This window comes from Gardnerella sp. c11Ua_71, from assembly GCF_055818025.1.
Map to the genome: position 1 here is coordinate 213,694 of NZ_JARFVR010000002.1, position 15,355 is coordinate 229,048.

Consider the following 15,355-nt stretch of genomic DNA (forward strand, 5'->3'; position numbering starts at 1 on the left):
TTTGAACAAAATGTGGAAATGAATTAATGCAAAATAATCTAAACAACTCTAAAGTTGATTCCCAAAATAGTATTAAGTCAGAAGTAAAAGATTTTTCTGAAGAGCGCAGAATGTCTGACTTGTTCCAAGGGTCTTTTAATGGCACTGAGGCTGCGCCGCCTGTTGTGGCAGGTGTTGTTAAACACCGTCAATCTGCTAGAGGTAATGTTCATCAGCGCCAACGAATAGGGATCATGGGCGGCACTTTTGACCCTATTCACAACGGCCACTTGGTAGCAGCTTCTGAAGTTGCATGGGTTTATGATCTAGACGAAGTTATTTTTGTTCCTACAGGAAAGCCTGTTTTTAAACTTGATAAGAAGGTTACTAACGCAGAAGATCGATATTTGATGACTGTGATTGCAACTGCTTCTAATCCCAAGTTCACAGTTTCCAGAGTGGATATTGATAGACCAGGTGTTACTTATACAATTGATACGCTTCGCGATATTCGATCTCAGCATCCAGATGCTGAACTTTTCTTTATTACAGGCGCGGATGCTATTGCGGAGATTATGCAATGGAAAGATGCTAGAGAACTGTGGAATTTGGCTAGATTTGTGGCTGTTACTCGTCCTGGGTATTCTAGTCCAGAAAAGTTTACTCAAATTGAGGCTCATGTGTATTCAGCGGATTCTTGTGACGATATGATTAATTGTCACAGTCATCGTTTCCCAGTTGACATTTTGGAAATCCCAGCACTAGCAATTTCTTCTACTGATGTTCGTAAGCGAGCTGAGCACGGGGAGCCTGTATGGTATTTGGTTCCAGATGGAGTTGTTCAATACATTGTTAAGCATGGTTTATACAGACGCGATTTGTGATTATTTGGAATCTTTTGCAATGATTTGTTGTGTATGAAACGGCTTAATGATTATAGTCTGCGCAAATAGATAGTATTAATCACAGTCCGTTTTTTGTGGGCTGTTAGTGAACTAGCGTTTGGAGATATGGTGAGCATCGTCCTTGAAGGAAAGCCAGATAAAAACCTTGTTCTCGTAACTGGTCGCGCGCATCCGAAGCTTGCTCGAGATGTTGCAAATCAGCTTGGTATAGAAGTATTGGAAACAACAGCATATGATTTTGCCAATGGCGAGATGTATGTTCGTTACACTCAGTCTGTGCGAGGAACAGACGTGTTTGTGTTGCAAAGTCATAGTGACCCTGTTAACAAGTCCATTATGGAACAGTTAATTATGATCGACGCATTAAAGCGCGCGTCTGCTCGTTCTATTACCGCTGTGTGCCCGTTGCTTGGATATTCTAGACAAGATAAAAAGCATCGCGGTCGTGAGCCTATTTCTTGCCGCTTGATGTTTGATTTGCTTAAAACAGCAGGCGCAGATCGAATCATGAGCGTTGACTTGCATGCGGCACAATCGCAAGGATTCTTCGATGGTCCTGTAGACCATTTGATTGCTATGCCAGTGCTGGTTGATTACGTTCGAGATCGTTTCAGCGAAGATTTAGGAAACGTTACCGTTGTTTCGCCAGACGCAGGTCGAATCCGAGTTGCAGAACAGTGGGCGCAACGTTTAGGCGGAGGTCCATTGGCTTTTGTTCATAAGACTAGAGATATTACTCGTCCAAATCAGGCTGTAGCAAATCGTGTTGTTGGTGATGTTGCTGGGCGTGATTGTGTTATGGTTGATGATTTAATTGACACTGCTGGAACAATTGCAGGCGCTTGTAATGTTCTTAAGGACGCTGGTGCAAAGTCTGTTACGGTTGTTGCAACTCACGGAGTGCTTTCTGGTCCTGCAGTTGAACGTTTAAAGAATTGCGGAGCTAGGGAAGTGGTGTTAACGGATACTGTTCCAATTCCAGAAGAAAAGCGTTGGGATGGGTTAACTGTTCTTTCAATTGCCCCACTTTTGGCAAGTGCTATTAAAGCTGTGTTTGAAGATGGGTCTGTTGCAAAGCTGTTTGACACTTATCCAGAGCATCATGGCAAGGGGTTCTTCTTTGCATAAATCCTATTTCGCCACGCCAAACTTGACGATGTCAATTGTTATGGCATAATAGTGACTTGGCGGTTTTTTCCGCCGTTCCCTCATGGTGTAATGGCAGCACACGGGTCTTTGGAACCCTTTGTCTTGGTTCGAATCCAGGTGAGGGAGCTAGAAATTGCGCCGCTTAATTTTAAGCGGCGTTTTTTATTAACATAGTTTGTTGATAGTGTGTGTATGAGTAGCTTGTTTAATCTAGGAAGGCGTTTTATTAGATATGTTGGAATCTTTAAGAGGTGGATTCAAGCGTGTTATTGCGCCTATTGCTAAGCTGCTTGTAAAATTTGGCTGTACAGCAAATGGCATTACTGTTTTCGGTACTTTGGCTGTTGTAGTAACCTCAATTTTTGTTTCTATGACTGGCTGGCTTTTATTCGGTACAATTTTGCTTACGATTTTTGTCCTTGCAGATGCTTTGGATGGTTCAGTCGCTGCTTTAACTAATCAAAATGGTGGAACGAAATTTGGTGCGTTTTTGGATTCTACTTTAGATAGAATCGCTGATTGGTCTCTATTTTTGTGTGTTTGTATTTGCTTATATCGTGCTAAAAATATCAACATATGTTTATATTTGCCAGAATATGTTAATGGTTTTATAAAATATTGCGGATTGCTTTGTTCGCTAATAGCAATTATGGCTGCTTTTGTAACGTCATATGCTAGAGCAAGAGGTGAGTCCGTTGGGGTGGAAGCTAAAAAAGGTTTGATTACTAGAGCAGACAGAGTGGCTATTATATTGATTTCAATGGGATTAAGTGGATTAACTGACTGGCTTTTATGGCTTAGTTTAGCCATGTTTATCCTTTGTATTGGTGGTATCATAACCGTTATACAGAGGATTTTTGAAGTTAAAAATTTGCTTAAAAATACTAGCGCATGACGATTTGTCGCTAAAGAGCATTAAAATCATCACGTTTACGTAACCGTACACTTTTTAGGAGTATCATGTCAGGTCATTCCAAGTGGGCGACCACAAAGCATAAGAAAGCCGCTATTGACGCTAAGCGCGGCAAGCTTTTCGCCAAGCTTATTAAGAATATTGAAATCGCTGCTCGTCTTGGTGGTGGAGACCCTGATGGTAACCCAACTTTGTACGATGCAATCGTTAAGGCTAAAAAAGCTTCTATGCCAGCAGATAATATTAAGCGCGCTGTTAAGCGTGGTTCTGGTGAAGAAGCAGGCGGCGCAAACTACGAAGAGATTGTTTACGAAGGCTATGCTCCAGCAGGTGTTGGATTGATTATTGAGTGCCTTACTGATAATCGCAACCGCGCTGCAGCAGACGTTCGCTCCACTCTTACAAAGGGCAATGGTTCTTTGGCTACAAGCGGTTCTGTTAGCTTCAACTTTGAGCGTAAGGGCTTGATTGAGGTTCCTAGCGAAGGCGTTGACTATAGCAAGCTTTTTGATATTGCTGCAGAAGCTGGCGCTGAAGATGTTGCTGACGACGGTGATGTGTATTCCGTATACACTGATTCTAGCGATTTGGTAACTGTTCGTAAGGCTTTGCAAGATGCTGGTTTCGACTATGATTCCGCAGAAATCGTTATGCATCCAAACAATGAGGTTGAATTGAGCTTTGAAGATGCTCAGAAAGTGTCTCGTTTGATTGACAATCTCGACGATTTGGACGATGTTCAGAATATTTACAGCAACTGGACTGCTTCAGATGAGGTTATGGCTCAGCTTGAGGAAGCAGAATAGTTTCCTATGATGATTTTGGGCGTTGATCCCGGGCTTACTCGCTGCGGGGTCGGCGTGATTGAAGCCGGCGTTTCTCGTCGGCTTTCTTTTATTCACGTCGATGTATTAAGAAGTGATCCTAAGACTTCTCAAGATTTAAGATTGCTCGAAATTTACAATGGACTGGTGGAGAAAATCGAAAGGTTTTCGCCAGATACTATTTCGATTGAGCGTGTTTTTGCTCAAGAAAATCGAAACACTGTTCTTGGTACTGCTCAAGTTGCAGGTGTTGCAATGTTGGCTGCTGCTCAGAGAGGTATTCCTGTAGCTTTGCATACTCCTACAGAGGTTAAACTCGCTGTTGCTGGAAATGGAAAGGCGGATAAAACTCAGGTAGAGCGCATGGTTGCGCGTCTTTTAAATCTTAATGTTTTACCGACTCCTGCAGATGCAGCTGATGCCTTGGCTCAAGCGATTTGTCACGCGCTTCGCCCAGCAGGGGCTTTGCAAGGAGGAGAGCGAGAGCAGCATTTAACTGAGGCTCAACGAAAGTGGGCTGCTTCTTTGCGTTCTGCTAGCAGACATTCTTCTGTCGGACGTGACATGTAGTATGTTTTATAGAACAGATGTTCTATTTATCTAGAAAGGTGAGCGCTGATGATTGGTATGCTTAACGGCGTTATTGAATCAGTTGATTCTCGATGTGCGCTTATCTGTGTTAGTGGTGTTGGCTATGAAGTTTATATGCCATCGTCTGATTTGGCTGCGCTGCATGAAGGTCAAGATGTTAAGGTTTATACGTCTTTACAAGTAAGTCAAGATGCTGTTACTTTGTATGGTTTTACGAGTATGCCTGCCAAGCGTATTTTTCTTCAAATTCAGCAGAAAGTTAGTGGTGTTGGTCCTAAAGTTGCTCTTTCTTTACTTTCCACTTTAAATGTGAATCGTTTATTGCAGGCTATTGCAGATGGCGATATCACCGCATTGTCTTCTGCTCCAGGATTAGGTAAAAAGGGTGCTCAAAAAATTGTTCTTGAACTTAAAGGTTCTATTGACGTATCTCAATTAAATGAAGATGATACTTCTAAAGATTCAAAATCTTATAAAAAGGAATTTGATGAATCTGGCATCAGCAAGGTTGTCGATGGACTTATGTCTTTAGGGTGGAAGCAGTCAGATGCTCAAAGAGCGGTTGAAAACGTGTGTAATAGTGAAAAAATTGCTCTGCCAATCAGTGATTCAGATATGCCTAATGTTTTGCGTATGGCATTGGCAGCGTTAGATAGAGGCAGGTGATGATTCATGAGTTTGGATGAAGGAATCGACGTACAAGCTTTAAATACTGGCGTATCCGAAGATTCATTAAGAATTGTTTCATCATCTCCTATAGGAAATGAACAGATTAGCGATGAAGAATTAAGACCTCATGCTCTAGATGGATTTATTGGACAGCCTCTTTTAAAGGCGCAGTTACAACTTTTTTTGGATGCTGCAAGATTGCGTGATGTTCCTCCAGATCACATGTTGCTTGCAGGTCCTCCTGGGCTTGGAAAAACAACATTAGCAATGATTGTTGCTAATGAGTTAGGCGTATCTATTAGAGTTACGTCTGGTCCTGCTATTCAACATGCTGGTGATTTAGCATCAATTTTGAGTTCTCTTGATACTGGTGAAGTACTGTTTATTGATGAGATTCATCGTTTGCCTCGAGCTGCAGAAGAGTTGCTTTATATAGCTATGGAAGATTTCCGAGTTGATGTTATGGTTGGCAAAGGACCAGGGGCGTCTTCTATACCTCTTACATTGCCGCATTTTACTGTGGTTGGTGCTACTACGCGCGAAGGTATGCTTCCTTCTCCGCTTAGAGCACGTTTTGGTTTTACGGCTCACTTGGATTTTTATCCTCACGATGAGTTGGAAAAACTGATTGAACGTTCATCTGTTCTTCTTGGTGTTCATCTTGTTGATCAAGCAGCTAAAGAACTTGCTATTCGTTCCAGAGGAACTCCTAGAATCGCAAATCGACTGTTAAGACGCGTACGTGATTGGGCAGTTGTGCATAATCTTAAAGATGTAAATCGCGAGTCTGTAATAGAAGCCTTATCGTTGTATCAGATTGATACTCAAGGTCTTGACCGTCTAGATATTGCGGTTTTGAAAGCTATTGTGAATCAATTTAATGGTGGTCCAGTTGGGCTTAATAATTTGGCTGCAATGGTTGGAGAAGAGGCAGAAACTGTAGAAACCGTTTGTGAGCCGTATTTAGTGCGTGAAGGGTTTCTTATTAGGACTCCTAAAGGTCGTGTTGCCACTGAAAAAGCTTGGCAACACTTAGGTCTTAAAGCGCCTGATAATGTCAGATAGATAACATAAAATAAGTGTTTTGGGCGGTGTTTTGTCCGTCTCAGGGTTGGATACATAAGGAGTTTATTGTGCCCCAATTTGTTAGCCAGTATGGCATGCTTATTGTACTCGTGATTGCCATGGTTGGTATCATGTGGTTCCAATCTCGTAATATGAAAAAGCGTCAAAATGAGTTGAAGTCCTTCCATGATTCTTTGAAACCAGGCGTTGAAGTTATAACAATTGGTGGAATTATCGGTAAGGTCGTCGTAGTTGATTCTGATCACGAAGAGATTGTTCTAGATTCAGAAGGTAGTTTACTTCGAGTGTCTTTCAGAGCTGTGAATAGAGTTTATGTTCGTGTAGATTTCAACAGCTATGACAAAGACGATGAAGCTGATAACTCGGAAGATGTTGATGCATCTGATAAAGATGAATCTCAAGAATCGAGCGAAACTGAGCAGATTCAAGAATCCAGCGAAACTGGTGAAGTCAAAGAAAACTGAGATAAGAACAATAAGATTATGACAACAACTGATATTACAGTAAAATCTTTGAAGAATGTTAGTGATGAGGATGTTAAATATTTAGCATCTCTTATTAGAACAATTCCAGGGTTTCCAAATCCAAAGATTGTTTTCCGCGATTTTCTTCCTGTTTTTGCTGATAATCGTGGTATGCGAATTCTTATTGATTCATTAGTAGATTCGTTGCCAGTTTCTCAAGATTCGTTTGATTTAGTTGCTGGACTTGAGGCTCGTGGATTTTTGTTTGGTCCAGCTTTGGCTGCTCGACTCAATAAAGGTTTTGTTGCCGTAAGAAAAGCAGGTAAATTGCCTCCCGAAGTCATAAGCGAGTCATATTCTCTCGAATATGGGGAAGCTAAGATAGAGATTGAGAAAGATCTTATAAAGCCTGGTCAGCGTGTTCTTATTGTTGACGATTTAATTGCTACAGGAGGAACTGCAAAAGCTGCTGCGCGACTTGTTGAAAGGTCGCAGGGCACTGTTGCTGGATTCTGCTTTGTAATGGAGTTAACAGGAATTAGCGGAATGAATGAGTTGCAATCTTATAAATGCTCTAGTTTAATGACGATGCCTGCATAAAAGTGGTGTATGAGTAGTAGCTTGTGTTGTACTTGGGCAGCTACATTTATTCATATATTGTTTTTAGGTGTAATCATAAAAAATCGAACAACTTAGATCTAACTTCAAGCGGCTAATAAGGGAGGATGATGTTATGAAAAAACTGAAGTCTTCTCTTATTAGCATTTTGAAGGGGATATCTATACCCGCTATTGCGACTTTGATTTTTGCAATAGTTGTTGGATTATTCATGTCACTAACCCTTCTTGTTATTTCTATAGAAGAAGGAACTGGTAATCTTTCCGATTCATCAATGTCGATGACATGGGCTGCTCTTCTTTTTGCGCAAGGAGTTGGTCTAGGCTTTGATGATTTTATTCTTACAGTTATTCCACTTGGTTTGACTTCGCTTATAATTACAATGCTTGCGATTCTGATGAGAAAACTAAAAGGTGGATCGCTAGTAAATTGTATTGGTTTATTTGTTTGGGTTTTCATCAATGGAGTTATATCTCAAAATACCAATATTGAGTTATTGGATTCGTTACCAGTCATATTGTTAAAAAGCTCTTGTGTATATGCTTTTGCACAGTTAATAGCTGTTTTCCCATACAGCTCATTGTTTGTATTAATCAAAAATAATATAACAAAAAATGTTCCTGAACATATATTAAAACGCATAAAAATTTGCCTTTATTCAACCGTAATCGTGTTGTCAATTTATGCAATTATTGCATTATCAACGATTATCTTTTGGTCCATTGTTGGAGCAAGTAATGTTGAGATAGTTTTTTCAAAGTTAGGAATGCAATTAGGTTCAAGAATTTTAACCACAATTGCATGTCTGGTATGGCTTCCAAACGTTGCATTATGGGCATTATCATGGATTTCAGGTTCAGGATTTGCTATAGGATCAGTTGCTAATTTCACAATTTATGCAGTTAATCGTAAGTCTTTGCCTCCTGTTCCATTCTTTGCCATATTCCCAGACTCTATAGGTGATTCACTTTATAGGCTTCTTGTCAATGGTATTGTTTTTGCCTTATGTGGCGTATTTGCGTTATTTGTGATCTTATATTCTAAGTCTTGTAATATTCGTTTGCATTTCGATAAAGATAAACTTGATTGGAAGTCTACCGTTATTGCTTTTGTGGAATCAGCTGTAGTTTTGGTATCAACTTGCATATTAGTAATACTCGTTATGAGTATACTATTCTTGTTCGCAAACGGTGATTTAGGTAAATATCGTTTATCCAATGTTGGTGTAAATGTAAGTAGAAGTGTTCGTGCTTTAGGTCATTTAACAGTATTTGGTTTTGGGTTGGCCTGGATTCTCGTTATATTTGTGTGCGCAATAATAATTTCTATTCGTGCGTTAAGTTCTAAAATTTTTGAGAAATATGATTCCATTAAGCCGTCGAATTTTAATATATTTTCCAAAAAGTTATCTGAAAATATTAGTGAAAAGTCAAAAGAAAATCAGAACATAAAATCGCAATCAAAACCAGTTGAACAGTCATGTGAAACGTCAGTAATAACTCCTAAAGAAAACAATATGTCTGAAAAGTCTGCTGATTATATGTCTTCAAAAAAAGAAAAAACGCGTTCATCTTGTTCAATTAGTCAAAATGAAACAGATAATATAAGTCAGCCGCGAAGCGTTAAATCCACTAAAAAACAACCTTTGCTTGAGAACAAAACTGATACTAGAAAACCTAGAACAGTTAGTTCGAAAGTCAATAAAAAATAATCCTCGTCCAACATCAAGGAGGAAGACCACCGTGCAACAGATACACGCGCAAGAATCAAGTGCAGATGTGCTGATAACCACAGGTAAAAGGTCAATCAAGCGAGTACTTGTATCAGTATTTTGCAAAGAAGGGCTAGAAACTCTGGCAGACGCTTTTAAAAAGTGCGGAACTCAGGTTGTTTCAACAGGTTCAACAGCTGCAAAACTCCAAGAATTAGGTGTAAAGGTTACGGAAGTATCTGATATAACAGGTTTCCCAGAAAGCTTAGATGGTAGGGTTAAGACGCTCGATCCACATATTCACGCTGGGATTTTAGCAGATATGAGCAATCCTGATCATGTAAAGCAGCTTAAAGAGTTAAATATTGAGCCATTTGATGCTGTTGTAGTGAATTTGTATCCGTTTGTAAACACTGTTATGAGCGGTGGAAGCGAAGCTCAGATTATTGAGAAAATCGATATTGGTGGACCATCTATGGTTCGCGCTGCCGCGAAAAATCATAAATCTGTGGCTGTTATTACAGACCCTGCAGATTACCAGCTTTTAGCTAATAGAATCGTTTCAGGTGAAGGCTTTAATTTGCAAGAGCGCGAATATTTGGCTGGTAAAGCATTTGCTCATACCGCAGCTTACGATGCTTCTATATCTGAGTGGACAAGTAAAGCATGGAAGAAGCCTGAAAGCTTGAATACAAATGCTGAAGAAGATAGTCAAAATACTGGAGATGTTGAGCTTCCTGCAAACTACACGCGTACTTGGAGTTTAGAGCATAAGCTTAGATATGGTGAAAATCCACATCAGCAGGCGGGGCTTTATCTTGACCCATTGCATAAGGGAGGTTTAGCTCAAGCTGAACTTCTTGGTGGAAAGCCGATGAGCTACAACAATTATGTTGATGCGGATGCGGCTTGGCGTGCAGTATGGGATTTTGCCCCACAAATTGCTGTTGCAGTATGCAAGCATAATAATCCTTGCGGCTTAGCAATAGGTGCAACTGCAGCTATTGCTCATAAGAAAGCTCACGCTTGCGATCCTGTAAGTGCTTACGGCGGTGTGATTGCTTGCAATTCAACTGTCACACTAGAAATGGCTGAAAGTGTTCGACCAATTTTCACAGAGGTAATTATTGCTCCAGATTATGAGCCTGAGGCTTTGGAGTTATTGCGCACTAAGAAGAAGAATTTGCGAATCTTAAAGGTTGCAAATCCTCCAGTTTTGGGCTTGCAGGTGCATCCTATTGATGGTGGCGCATTGGTACAAAGCGCAGATAAGATTGATGATTTTGGCGATAATCCTCAAAATTGGACTCTTGTATCTGGAGAAGCTGCAGATACTGATACTTTGAGAGACTTAGAGTTTGCATGGCGCTCGCTTCGTTGCGTAAAGTCTAACGCAATTCTACTTGCGCACGATAATGCTACTGTTGGCATTGGCATGGGGCAGGTTAATCGCGTGGATTCTTGCCACTTGGCTGTTGAGCGTGCTAATACTCTTGCTGATGGTGTTGAGCGTGCTCGTGGAGCTGTTGCGGCTTCGGATGCATTCTTCCCATTTGCTGATGGTCCGCAAATCCTTATTGACGCAGGTGTGCGAGCAATTGTGCAGCCAGGAGGGTCAATTAGAGATGTGGAAGTGTTTGAAGCTGCGCGTGCGGCTGGAGTAACAATGTACACTACTGGTACAAGGCACTTCTTCCACTAAATAGTATTTAACTGAATAATAAAATATTTATTAATTTTTTATTAATACAAGTATTCTATAAAAAGGACCTTGGATTGTATTTTCGTATACTTTCCAAGGTCTTTTATGTATTATACAAGTATGACAATTAATGATCGGTATGAAAAACAAGACGATGTATCAAAAATTCAAAAGAACATTTTAAATGTAAATGAATCTGAATTAGCAAAAAAATCAAACCATATATACGTTTCGGAAGTCAAAGAAGGAAAACCGTATGCGCAATGGATTGTGGCAGCAATAGTATGCGTAAGCGCAGTGTTGGCGTTTATGGGTAAAACAATGGCTGCCACGGTAATAATTGCCGCAACAGCCATTGTTCTTGGAATCATACGCTTAATATTTACTCAAAAAAGTCCATGGAAGGTTAGATCTGTAGCCTTCGATTCTTTCATAAGCATTTCGCTAGGAATTGGACTATTGATAACGTATTTTTCAATTTTTTTCTTAATGTAGAATCCGATAGATTTAATTCACGAAATTCTATTTATCATCCCTGTTAAAAGGATTAAATGGAACATTATCGTTTCCAGTAGAATCCAAAGTCGTAGAAGTCGTTACTGAAGACTCTGTGTTAACAGGAGGTTCTGGAACTACAGGAACAGTATTCTGTAGAACAGGGGAAGTTTGATTTGAGTAATCAGCAGCAACAGGATTCTGATTATTTGAAGAAGATGTTGCAAGCTTGCAAATAAGCATGACAAATCCTACGAGCGCAGCGGCAAAAACAGGTGCAATCCAAAATACCCAAAGTTGACTCAATGGTGAGACAGATAACTTTTGCGATTGAGCAAGAATGGCAATGCCAGTAGAACGGGCAGGGTTTAAACCAGCTCCAGTAATTTGATAAGTAATGAAAGCTCCAGCAGCATAAGCAATGCCCATGTGAGTAGAGTATCCGCATTTAGTGCTGCCGTTATCATTCATGTACGTCATTGCTGTTGCAACAATAACAAGAACTGCAATAATTTCAACAACAAGAGCAGTAATAACGCCAAAAGATGCATTAACACTCTTAAGTTGGTTTGCAGAAATGGAAGCATTTTCAAAACCATTAACAACAGGAGCGAACCAAGTGTGAGCTGGAACCATCTTTGTTTGTGGCAGAACAAAAACAGTTACTCCAGCTGCAGCGATAGCTCCAAGAACCTGAGCAATAATGTATAAAATTCCAGAAATATAAGGAGTTCTGCCAGTAAGCATAGATGCGATAGTTATAGCAGGATTTACATGTCCGCCAGAAAACTTAGATGCAATACCAATAGCAGCAGCATAAGCAATGCCAGTTCCTACTGCAATCATAAGAACATTTACGCCATACATTGCAGTAACAATAGATGAGAACATGTAGATAGTGAACATTGCAAAAGCGCTTGCAATGAATTCTGCTCCTATTCTAAAAATGATCGGAGTTCTAAGTGCAGAAGATTGTTTAGAAACAGAGCAATCTGCATTTGAAGTGTAGTTCATAACAATTCCTTACGTTAATTGTGTACACCGCTATGCTGGTTTTATTATTTACAGCACAACCAAACGTTTGCTATAGTATCACGGCTATGCCATACGCTAACATAGAAAAACGTGGTAATTTCCTGTATTTATTGCAGAATATGAAAATTTACTACTATTTTATTAGAAGAATACGAATAAGGTCACGTTGGGAGAACGATGCCAAACGCATATTCCCGCGCCAATCAGGCGCAACAAGAATCCAAAAACGCTGTTCGACTGCAAAAGCTACTTGCTGAAGCGGGATTTGGTTCACGCCGAAAGTGTGAAGAAATAATCTTAGATGGGCGTGTTGAAGTAGATGATGAGCTTGTAACAACACTTGGAACTCGAGTAGATCCAAGTAAACAAAAAATACGCGTAGACGGATCGAGAGTAAAGTTCAATCACAAGCTTGTAACGCTCGCGCTTAATAAGCCAAAAAGAGTTTTGAGCGCAATGGATGATCCAAAAGGTCGCTTTACTTTGAGAGATATTGTTGGAGACAAGTACGAGCGAATTTTCCACATGGGACGCTTGGACTACGATTCTGAAGGTCTTATTTTAATGACCAACGATGGTGAGTTAAGCCAGCATGTTATGCATCCAAAGTATGAAGTTGAGAAAACGTATATTGCAACTGTTGAAGGCAAGATCAACGGAATGGTTTGCCGAAGGCTAGTTTCGCAAGGCGTAAATCTGGAAGACGGTTGGATTAAGCTCGATCGCTGTGCAATAATCGACCAAAATCACGATGCAACAATCGTAAAAGTTGTTTTACACTCTGGCAAAAATCGTATTGTGCGCAGGATTTTTGGAGCCGTAGGATACCCTGTAAAGCGTCTTGTTCGTACGCAAATCGGCCCTATTAAGTTAGGGGACTTAAAAGCTGGATCGTATCGAGTGCTTTCTCAAACAGAAGTGCGCTCGCTTTCTAAGGAGGTTGGCCTGTGATTTGCGTAGCAATTGATGGACCAGCAGGAGTAGGTAAATCTTCTACTTCTCGTGCTTTAGCACAATACTATGGTTTTGCGTATTTAGATACGGGGGCAATGTATCGAGCTGCTGCTTGGTGGTGCTTGAAGCAAGGTATTGATTTAAGCAAGCAGCTTGAGTTGGATGAAGAAGGAAATCCAACAAATTCTGCAGATGCGGAACGCTTTAATCAAATTGTTGAAGCTGTTGGAGCCTTATTTACTGAAAGTGACGCTGACTTTAGCGTTGATCCTAAGAATCCTGTAGTGACTGTCGAAGGTGAGGATATTAGCGAAGAGTTACGCATCTGCGAAGTTTCTTCGCATGTGTCTACTGTATCTTCAATTCCTGCAGTTCGCCGTATGCTTATTGCTGCTCAGCGTGCGTATATTGCTTCAGAGTCTAGTGAAGATTCTTTCTCAGGCGGAGAGGGAATAGTTGCAGAAGGACGCGATATTACTACTGTTGTTGCTCCTAATGCGCAAGTTCGAGTGCTTCTTACTGCTCGTGAGGATGTGCGTCAAGCTCGCAGAAACAAGCAGAATATTGCGCAAGAAAATTTGCATAATAATGAATCTGAAAATATTGAATCTGAAGAAGACGATATTCGCGCTCGTGATGCTAAAGATTCTAAAGTTACTCATTTTCTTCAAGCAGCAGAAGGCGTTACAACTCTCGATAATTCTGATTTGACTTTTGAGCAGACTCTTGACGCTCTTGTTGAAATGGTTGATGCTGCGATTGAGCAGGATGAGTACGACCGTTATGCTGCTAATCTTGAAGGCTACGATCTTGATGATGAAGACCGTGCGCTTCTTAGTGGAGATTTAGCAAACGAAGATGAATCGAAAGACACTAAAGCGGTTGGAGTAATTGCCGTTATTGGCCGACCAAACGTTGGAAAATCAACTCTTGTAAATCGTATTTTGGGCCATCGTGTCGCTGTTGTAGAAGATACTCCAGGTGTTACGAGAGATCGCGTAAGTTACGACGCTGAGTGGGCTGGAACCAACTTTAAGCTGGTTGACACTGGCGGCTGGGAAGCAGATGTTGAAGGAATAGATTCTTCTATTGCTCAGCAAGCACAAGTGGCAGTGCGTTTAAGTGATGCTGTGATTTTCCTAGTAGATGGTCAGGTTGGTTTAACAGCTACCGACGAGCGTATTGTTTCAATGCTTCGTGCTGCCGGTAAGCCTATTACTTTGGCAGTTAACAAGGTTGACGACGCTAGAAGCGAGTATTTGACTGCAGAGTTTTGGAAGCTCGGAATGGGTGAGCCTTACGGAATTTCTGCAATGCACGGAAGAGGCGTTGGAGATTTGCTTGACGCGGCTCTTAACTCTTTAAAGAAAGCGAATAAAACCTCAGGATTCTTAACTCCAGAAGGACTTCGCAGAGTTGCTTTAGTAGGCCGTCCGAACGTTGGCAAGTCTTCGCTTTTGAACCATTTAGCTCACGAAGAACGTTCTGTTGTGAACGATTTGGCTGGAACTACTCGCGACCCTGTTGATGAGGTTGTGCGAGTTGATGGAGAAGACTGGCTGTTTATTGACACTGCTGGTATTAAGCGCAGGCAGCACAAGCTTACGGGTGCTGAATACTATTCTTCACTTCGTACGCAAGCTGCGATTGAGCGTTCTGAACTTGCTTTGATTCTTTTCGATTCCTCTCAGCCGATTGCAGAGCAGGATTTGAAGGTTATGAGCCAGGCTGTAGACACGGGTCGAGCAATCGTACTTGTGTTTAACAAGTGGGACTTGATGGACGAATTTTCCAGACAGCGCATGGAACGCTTGTGGAAAACTGAGTTTGAGCGCGTAACTTGGGCTGAGCGCGTTAATCTTTCCGCAAAAACAGGCTGGCATACGAATCGTCTTGCGCGCGCTATGCGAACAGCTTTAGACAGCTGGGATAAGCGCATTCCTACAGGCAAGCTCAATGCTTTCTTAGGGCGTATTCAGTCTGCTCATCCGCATCCTTTGCGAGGCGGAAAGCAGGCGCGAATCTTGTTTGCTACTCAGGCTTCTACGCGCCCACCGCGTTTCGTGATATTCGCAACAGGCTTCTTAGAGCACGGCTACCGTCGCTTTATTGAGCGTTCTCTTCGAGAAGAGTTTGGATTCGAGGGAACTCCTATTCAAATCTCAGTAAAAGTACGAGATAAGAAGAAGCGCAAGTAAAGTCGTAAGTAAAATCGCAAGTAAATAAATTTGCGATTAAAGTCACGATTAAAGCTTAAGTA

Annotated in this window: 15 protein-coding genes and 1 tRNA gene; 15 read left to right on the top strand and 1 reads right to left on the bottom strand. The window is 41.0% G+C overall.

The genetic code is table 11. From position 1 onward, the window contains the following. Positions 1–26 precede the first annotated feature (26 nt). The 13 genes from nadD (at position 27) to P0106_RS02450 (ending at position 11,106) form a co-directional block, all read left to right on the top strand. On the top strand, positions 27–863 hold the full coding sequence (gene nadD / locus P0106_RS02390) for a nicotinate-nucleotide adenylyltransferase (protein WP_004113635.1): 837 nt from the start codon (positions 27–29) through the stop codon (positions 861–863). A gap of 126 nt (positions 864–989) precedes the next feature. Beyond that, on the top strand, positions 990–2,012 hold the full coding sequence (locus P0106_RS02395) for a ribose-phosphate diphosphokinase (RefSeq protein WP_032833905.1): 1,023 nt from the start codon (positions 990–992) through the stop codon (positions 2,010–2,012). A gap of 76 nt (positions 2,013–2,088) precedes the next feature. Further along, positions 2,089–2,159: transfer RNA gene (locus P0106_RS02400), tRNA-Gln, on the top strand. Between the two features lie 106 nt (positions 2,160–2,265). Then, positions 2,266–2,928 carry a CDP-alcohol phosphatidyltransferase family protein gene (locus P0106_RS02405; protein ID WP_004113650.1) on the top strand — a complete coding sequence of 221 codons (663 nt, stop codon included), beginning with the start codon at positions 2,266–2,268 and terminating at the stop codon, positions 2,926–2,928. 65 nt (positions 2,929–2,993) lie between these two features. Next, positions 2,994–3,752, top strand: a complete 759-nt coding sequence (locus P0106_RS02410; protein ID WP_004113651.1) for a YebC/PmpR family DNA-binding transcriptional regulator — start codon at positions 2,994–2,996, stop codon at positions 3,750–3,752. Between the two features lie 6 nt (positions 3,753–3,758). Next, positions 3,759–4,340 carry a crossover junction endodeoxyribonuclease RuvC gene (gene ruvC, locus P0106_RS02415; protein ID WP_004113652.1) on the top strand — a complete coding sequence of 194 codons (582 nt, stop codon included), beginning with the start codon at positions 3,759–3,761 and terminating at the stop codon, positions 4,338–4,340. A gap of 48 nt (positions 4,341–4,388) precedes the next feature. After that, positions 4,389–5,027, top strand: a complete 639-nt coding sequence (gene ruvA / locus P0106_RS02420) for a Holliday junction branch migration protein RuvA (protein WP_004113653.1) — start codon at positions 4,389–4,391, stop codon at positions 5,025–5,027. 6 nt (positions 5,028–5,033) lie between these two features. Continuing rightward, positions 5,034–6,095, top strand: a complete 1,062-nt coding sequence (ruvB, locus tag P0106_RS02425; protein WP_004113654.1) for a Holliday junction branch migration DNA helicase RuvB — start codon at positions 5,034–5,036, stop codon at positions 6,093–6,095. 68 nt (positions 6,096–6,163) lie between these two features. Then, positions 6,164–6,580: a preprotein translocase subunit YajC gene (yajC, locus tag P0106_RS02430; protein ID WP_004113655.1), complete on the top strand. Its 417-nt coding sequence runs from the start codon at positions 6,164–6,166 to the stop codon at positions 6,578–6,580. A gap of 18 nt (positions 6,581–6,598) precedes the next feature. After that, positions 6,599–7,180 (top strand): adenine phosphoribosyltransferase, encoded by a 582-nt coding sequence (locus tag P0106_RS02435; protein WP_004113656.1) that lies wholly within the window; start codon positions 6,599–6,601, stop codon positions 7,178–7,180. A 133-nt stretch (positions 7,181–7,313) separates the two neighbouring features. Next, positions 7,314–8,909 carry a cell division protein PerM gene (locus tag P0106_RS02440; RefSeq protein ID WP_004115047.1) on the top strand — a complete coding sequence of 532 codons (1,596 nt, stop codon included), beginning with the start codon at positions 7,314–7,316 and terminating at the stop codon, positions 8,907–8,909. Positions 8,910–8,940: 31 nt separating this feature from the next. Further along, positions 8,941–10,611: a bifunctional phosphoribosylaminoimidazolecarboxamide formyltransferase/IMP cyclohydrolase gene (purH, locus tag P0106_RS02445; protein WP_473730389.1), complete on the top strand. Its 1,671-nt coding sequence runs from the start codon at positions 8,941–8,943 to the stop codon at positions 10,609–10,611. 105 nt (positions 10,612–10,716) lie between these two features. Next, positions 10,717–11,106, top strand: a complete 390-nt coding sequence (locus P0106_RS02450; protein WP_004113661.1) for a DUF3017 domain-containing protein — start codon at positions 10,717–10,719, stop codon at positions 11,104–11,106. A 27-nt stretch (positions 11,107–11,133) separates the two neighbouring features. Here the strand turns inward: P0106_RS02450 and P0106_RS02455 are convergent, their stop codons facing one another. Further along, positions 11,134–12,120: an MIP/aquaporin family protein gene (locus tag P0106_RS02455; protein ID WP_004138206.1), complete on the bottom strand. Its 987-nt coding sequence runs from the start codon at positions 12,118–12,120 to the stop codon at positions 11,134–11,136. Positions 12,121–12,318: 198 nt separating this feature from the next. Here P0106_RS02455 and P0106_RS02460 point away from each other — a divergent pair, with 198 nt between their 5' ends. Further along, a complete protein-coding gene (locus P0106_RS02460; RefSeq protein ID WP_004113665.1) occupies positions 12,319–13,092 on the top strand; it encodes a pseudouridine synthase in 774 nt (257 codons plus the stop codon). After that, positions 13,089–15,293 (top strand): bifunctional cytidylate kinase/GTPase Der, encoded by a 2,205-nt coding sequence (der, locus tag P0106_RS02465; protein WP_410309887.1) that lies wholly within the window; start codon positions 13,089–13,091, stop codon positions 15,291–15,293. The genes P0106_RS02460 and der overlap by 4 nt, the downstream gene beginning before the upstream one ends. The last annotated feature ends 62 nt before the right edge of the window (positions 15,294–15,355 follow it).

Coding starts and splice junctions, on each gene's coding strand:
- nadD (WP_004113635.1), top strand. CDS start 27: ATGCAAAATAATCTAAACAACTCTAAAGTTGATTCCCAAAATAGTATT.
- P0106_RS02395 (WP_032833905.1), top strand. CDS start 990: ATGGTGAGCATCGTCCTTGAAGGAAAGCCAGATAAAAACCTTGTTCTC.
- P0106_RS02405 (WP_004113650.1), top strand. CDS start 2,266: ATGTTGGAATCTTTAAGAGGTGGATTCAAGCGTGTTATTGCGCCTATT.
- P0106_RS02410 (WP_004113651.1), top strand. CDS start 2,994: ATGTCAGGTCATTCCAAGTGGGCGACCACAAAGCATAAGAAAGCCGCT.
- ruvC (WP_004113652.1), top strand. CDS start 3,759: ATGATGATTTTGGGCGTTGATCCCGGGCTTACTCGCTGCGGGGTCGGC.
- ruvA (WP_004113653.1), top strand. CDS start 4,389: ATGATTGGTATGCTTAACGGCGTTATTGAATCAGTTGATTCTCGATGT.
- ruvB (WP_004113654.1), top strand. CDS start 5,034: ATGAGTTTGGATGAAGGAATCGACGTACAAGCTTTAAATACTGGCGTA.
- P0106_RS02435 (WP_004113656.1), top strand. CDS start 6,599: ATGACAACAACTGATATTACAGTAAAATCTTTGAAGAATGTTAGTGAT.
- P0106_RS02440 (WP_004115047.1), top strand. CDS start 7,314: ATGAAAAAACTGAAGTCTTCTCTTATTAGCATTTTGAAGGGGATATCT.
- P0106_RS02450 (WP_004113661.1), top strand. CDS start 10,717: ATGTATTATACAAGTATGACAATTAATGATCGGTATGAAAAACAAGAC.
- P0106_RS02455 (WP_004138206.1), bottom strand. CDS start 12,120: ATGAACTACACTTCAAATGCAGATTGCTCTGTTTCTAAACAATCTTCT.
- P0106_RS02460 (WP_004113665.1), top strand. CDS start 12,319: ATGCCAAACGCATATTCCCGCGCCAATCAGGCGCAACAAGAATCCAAA.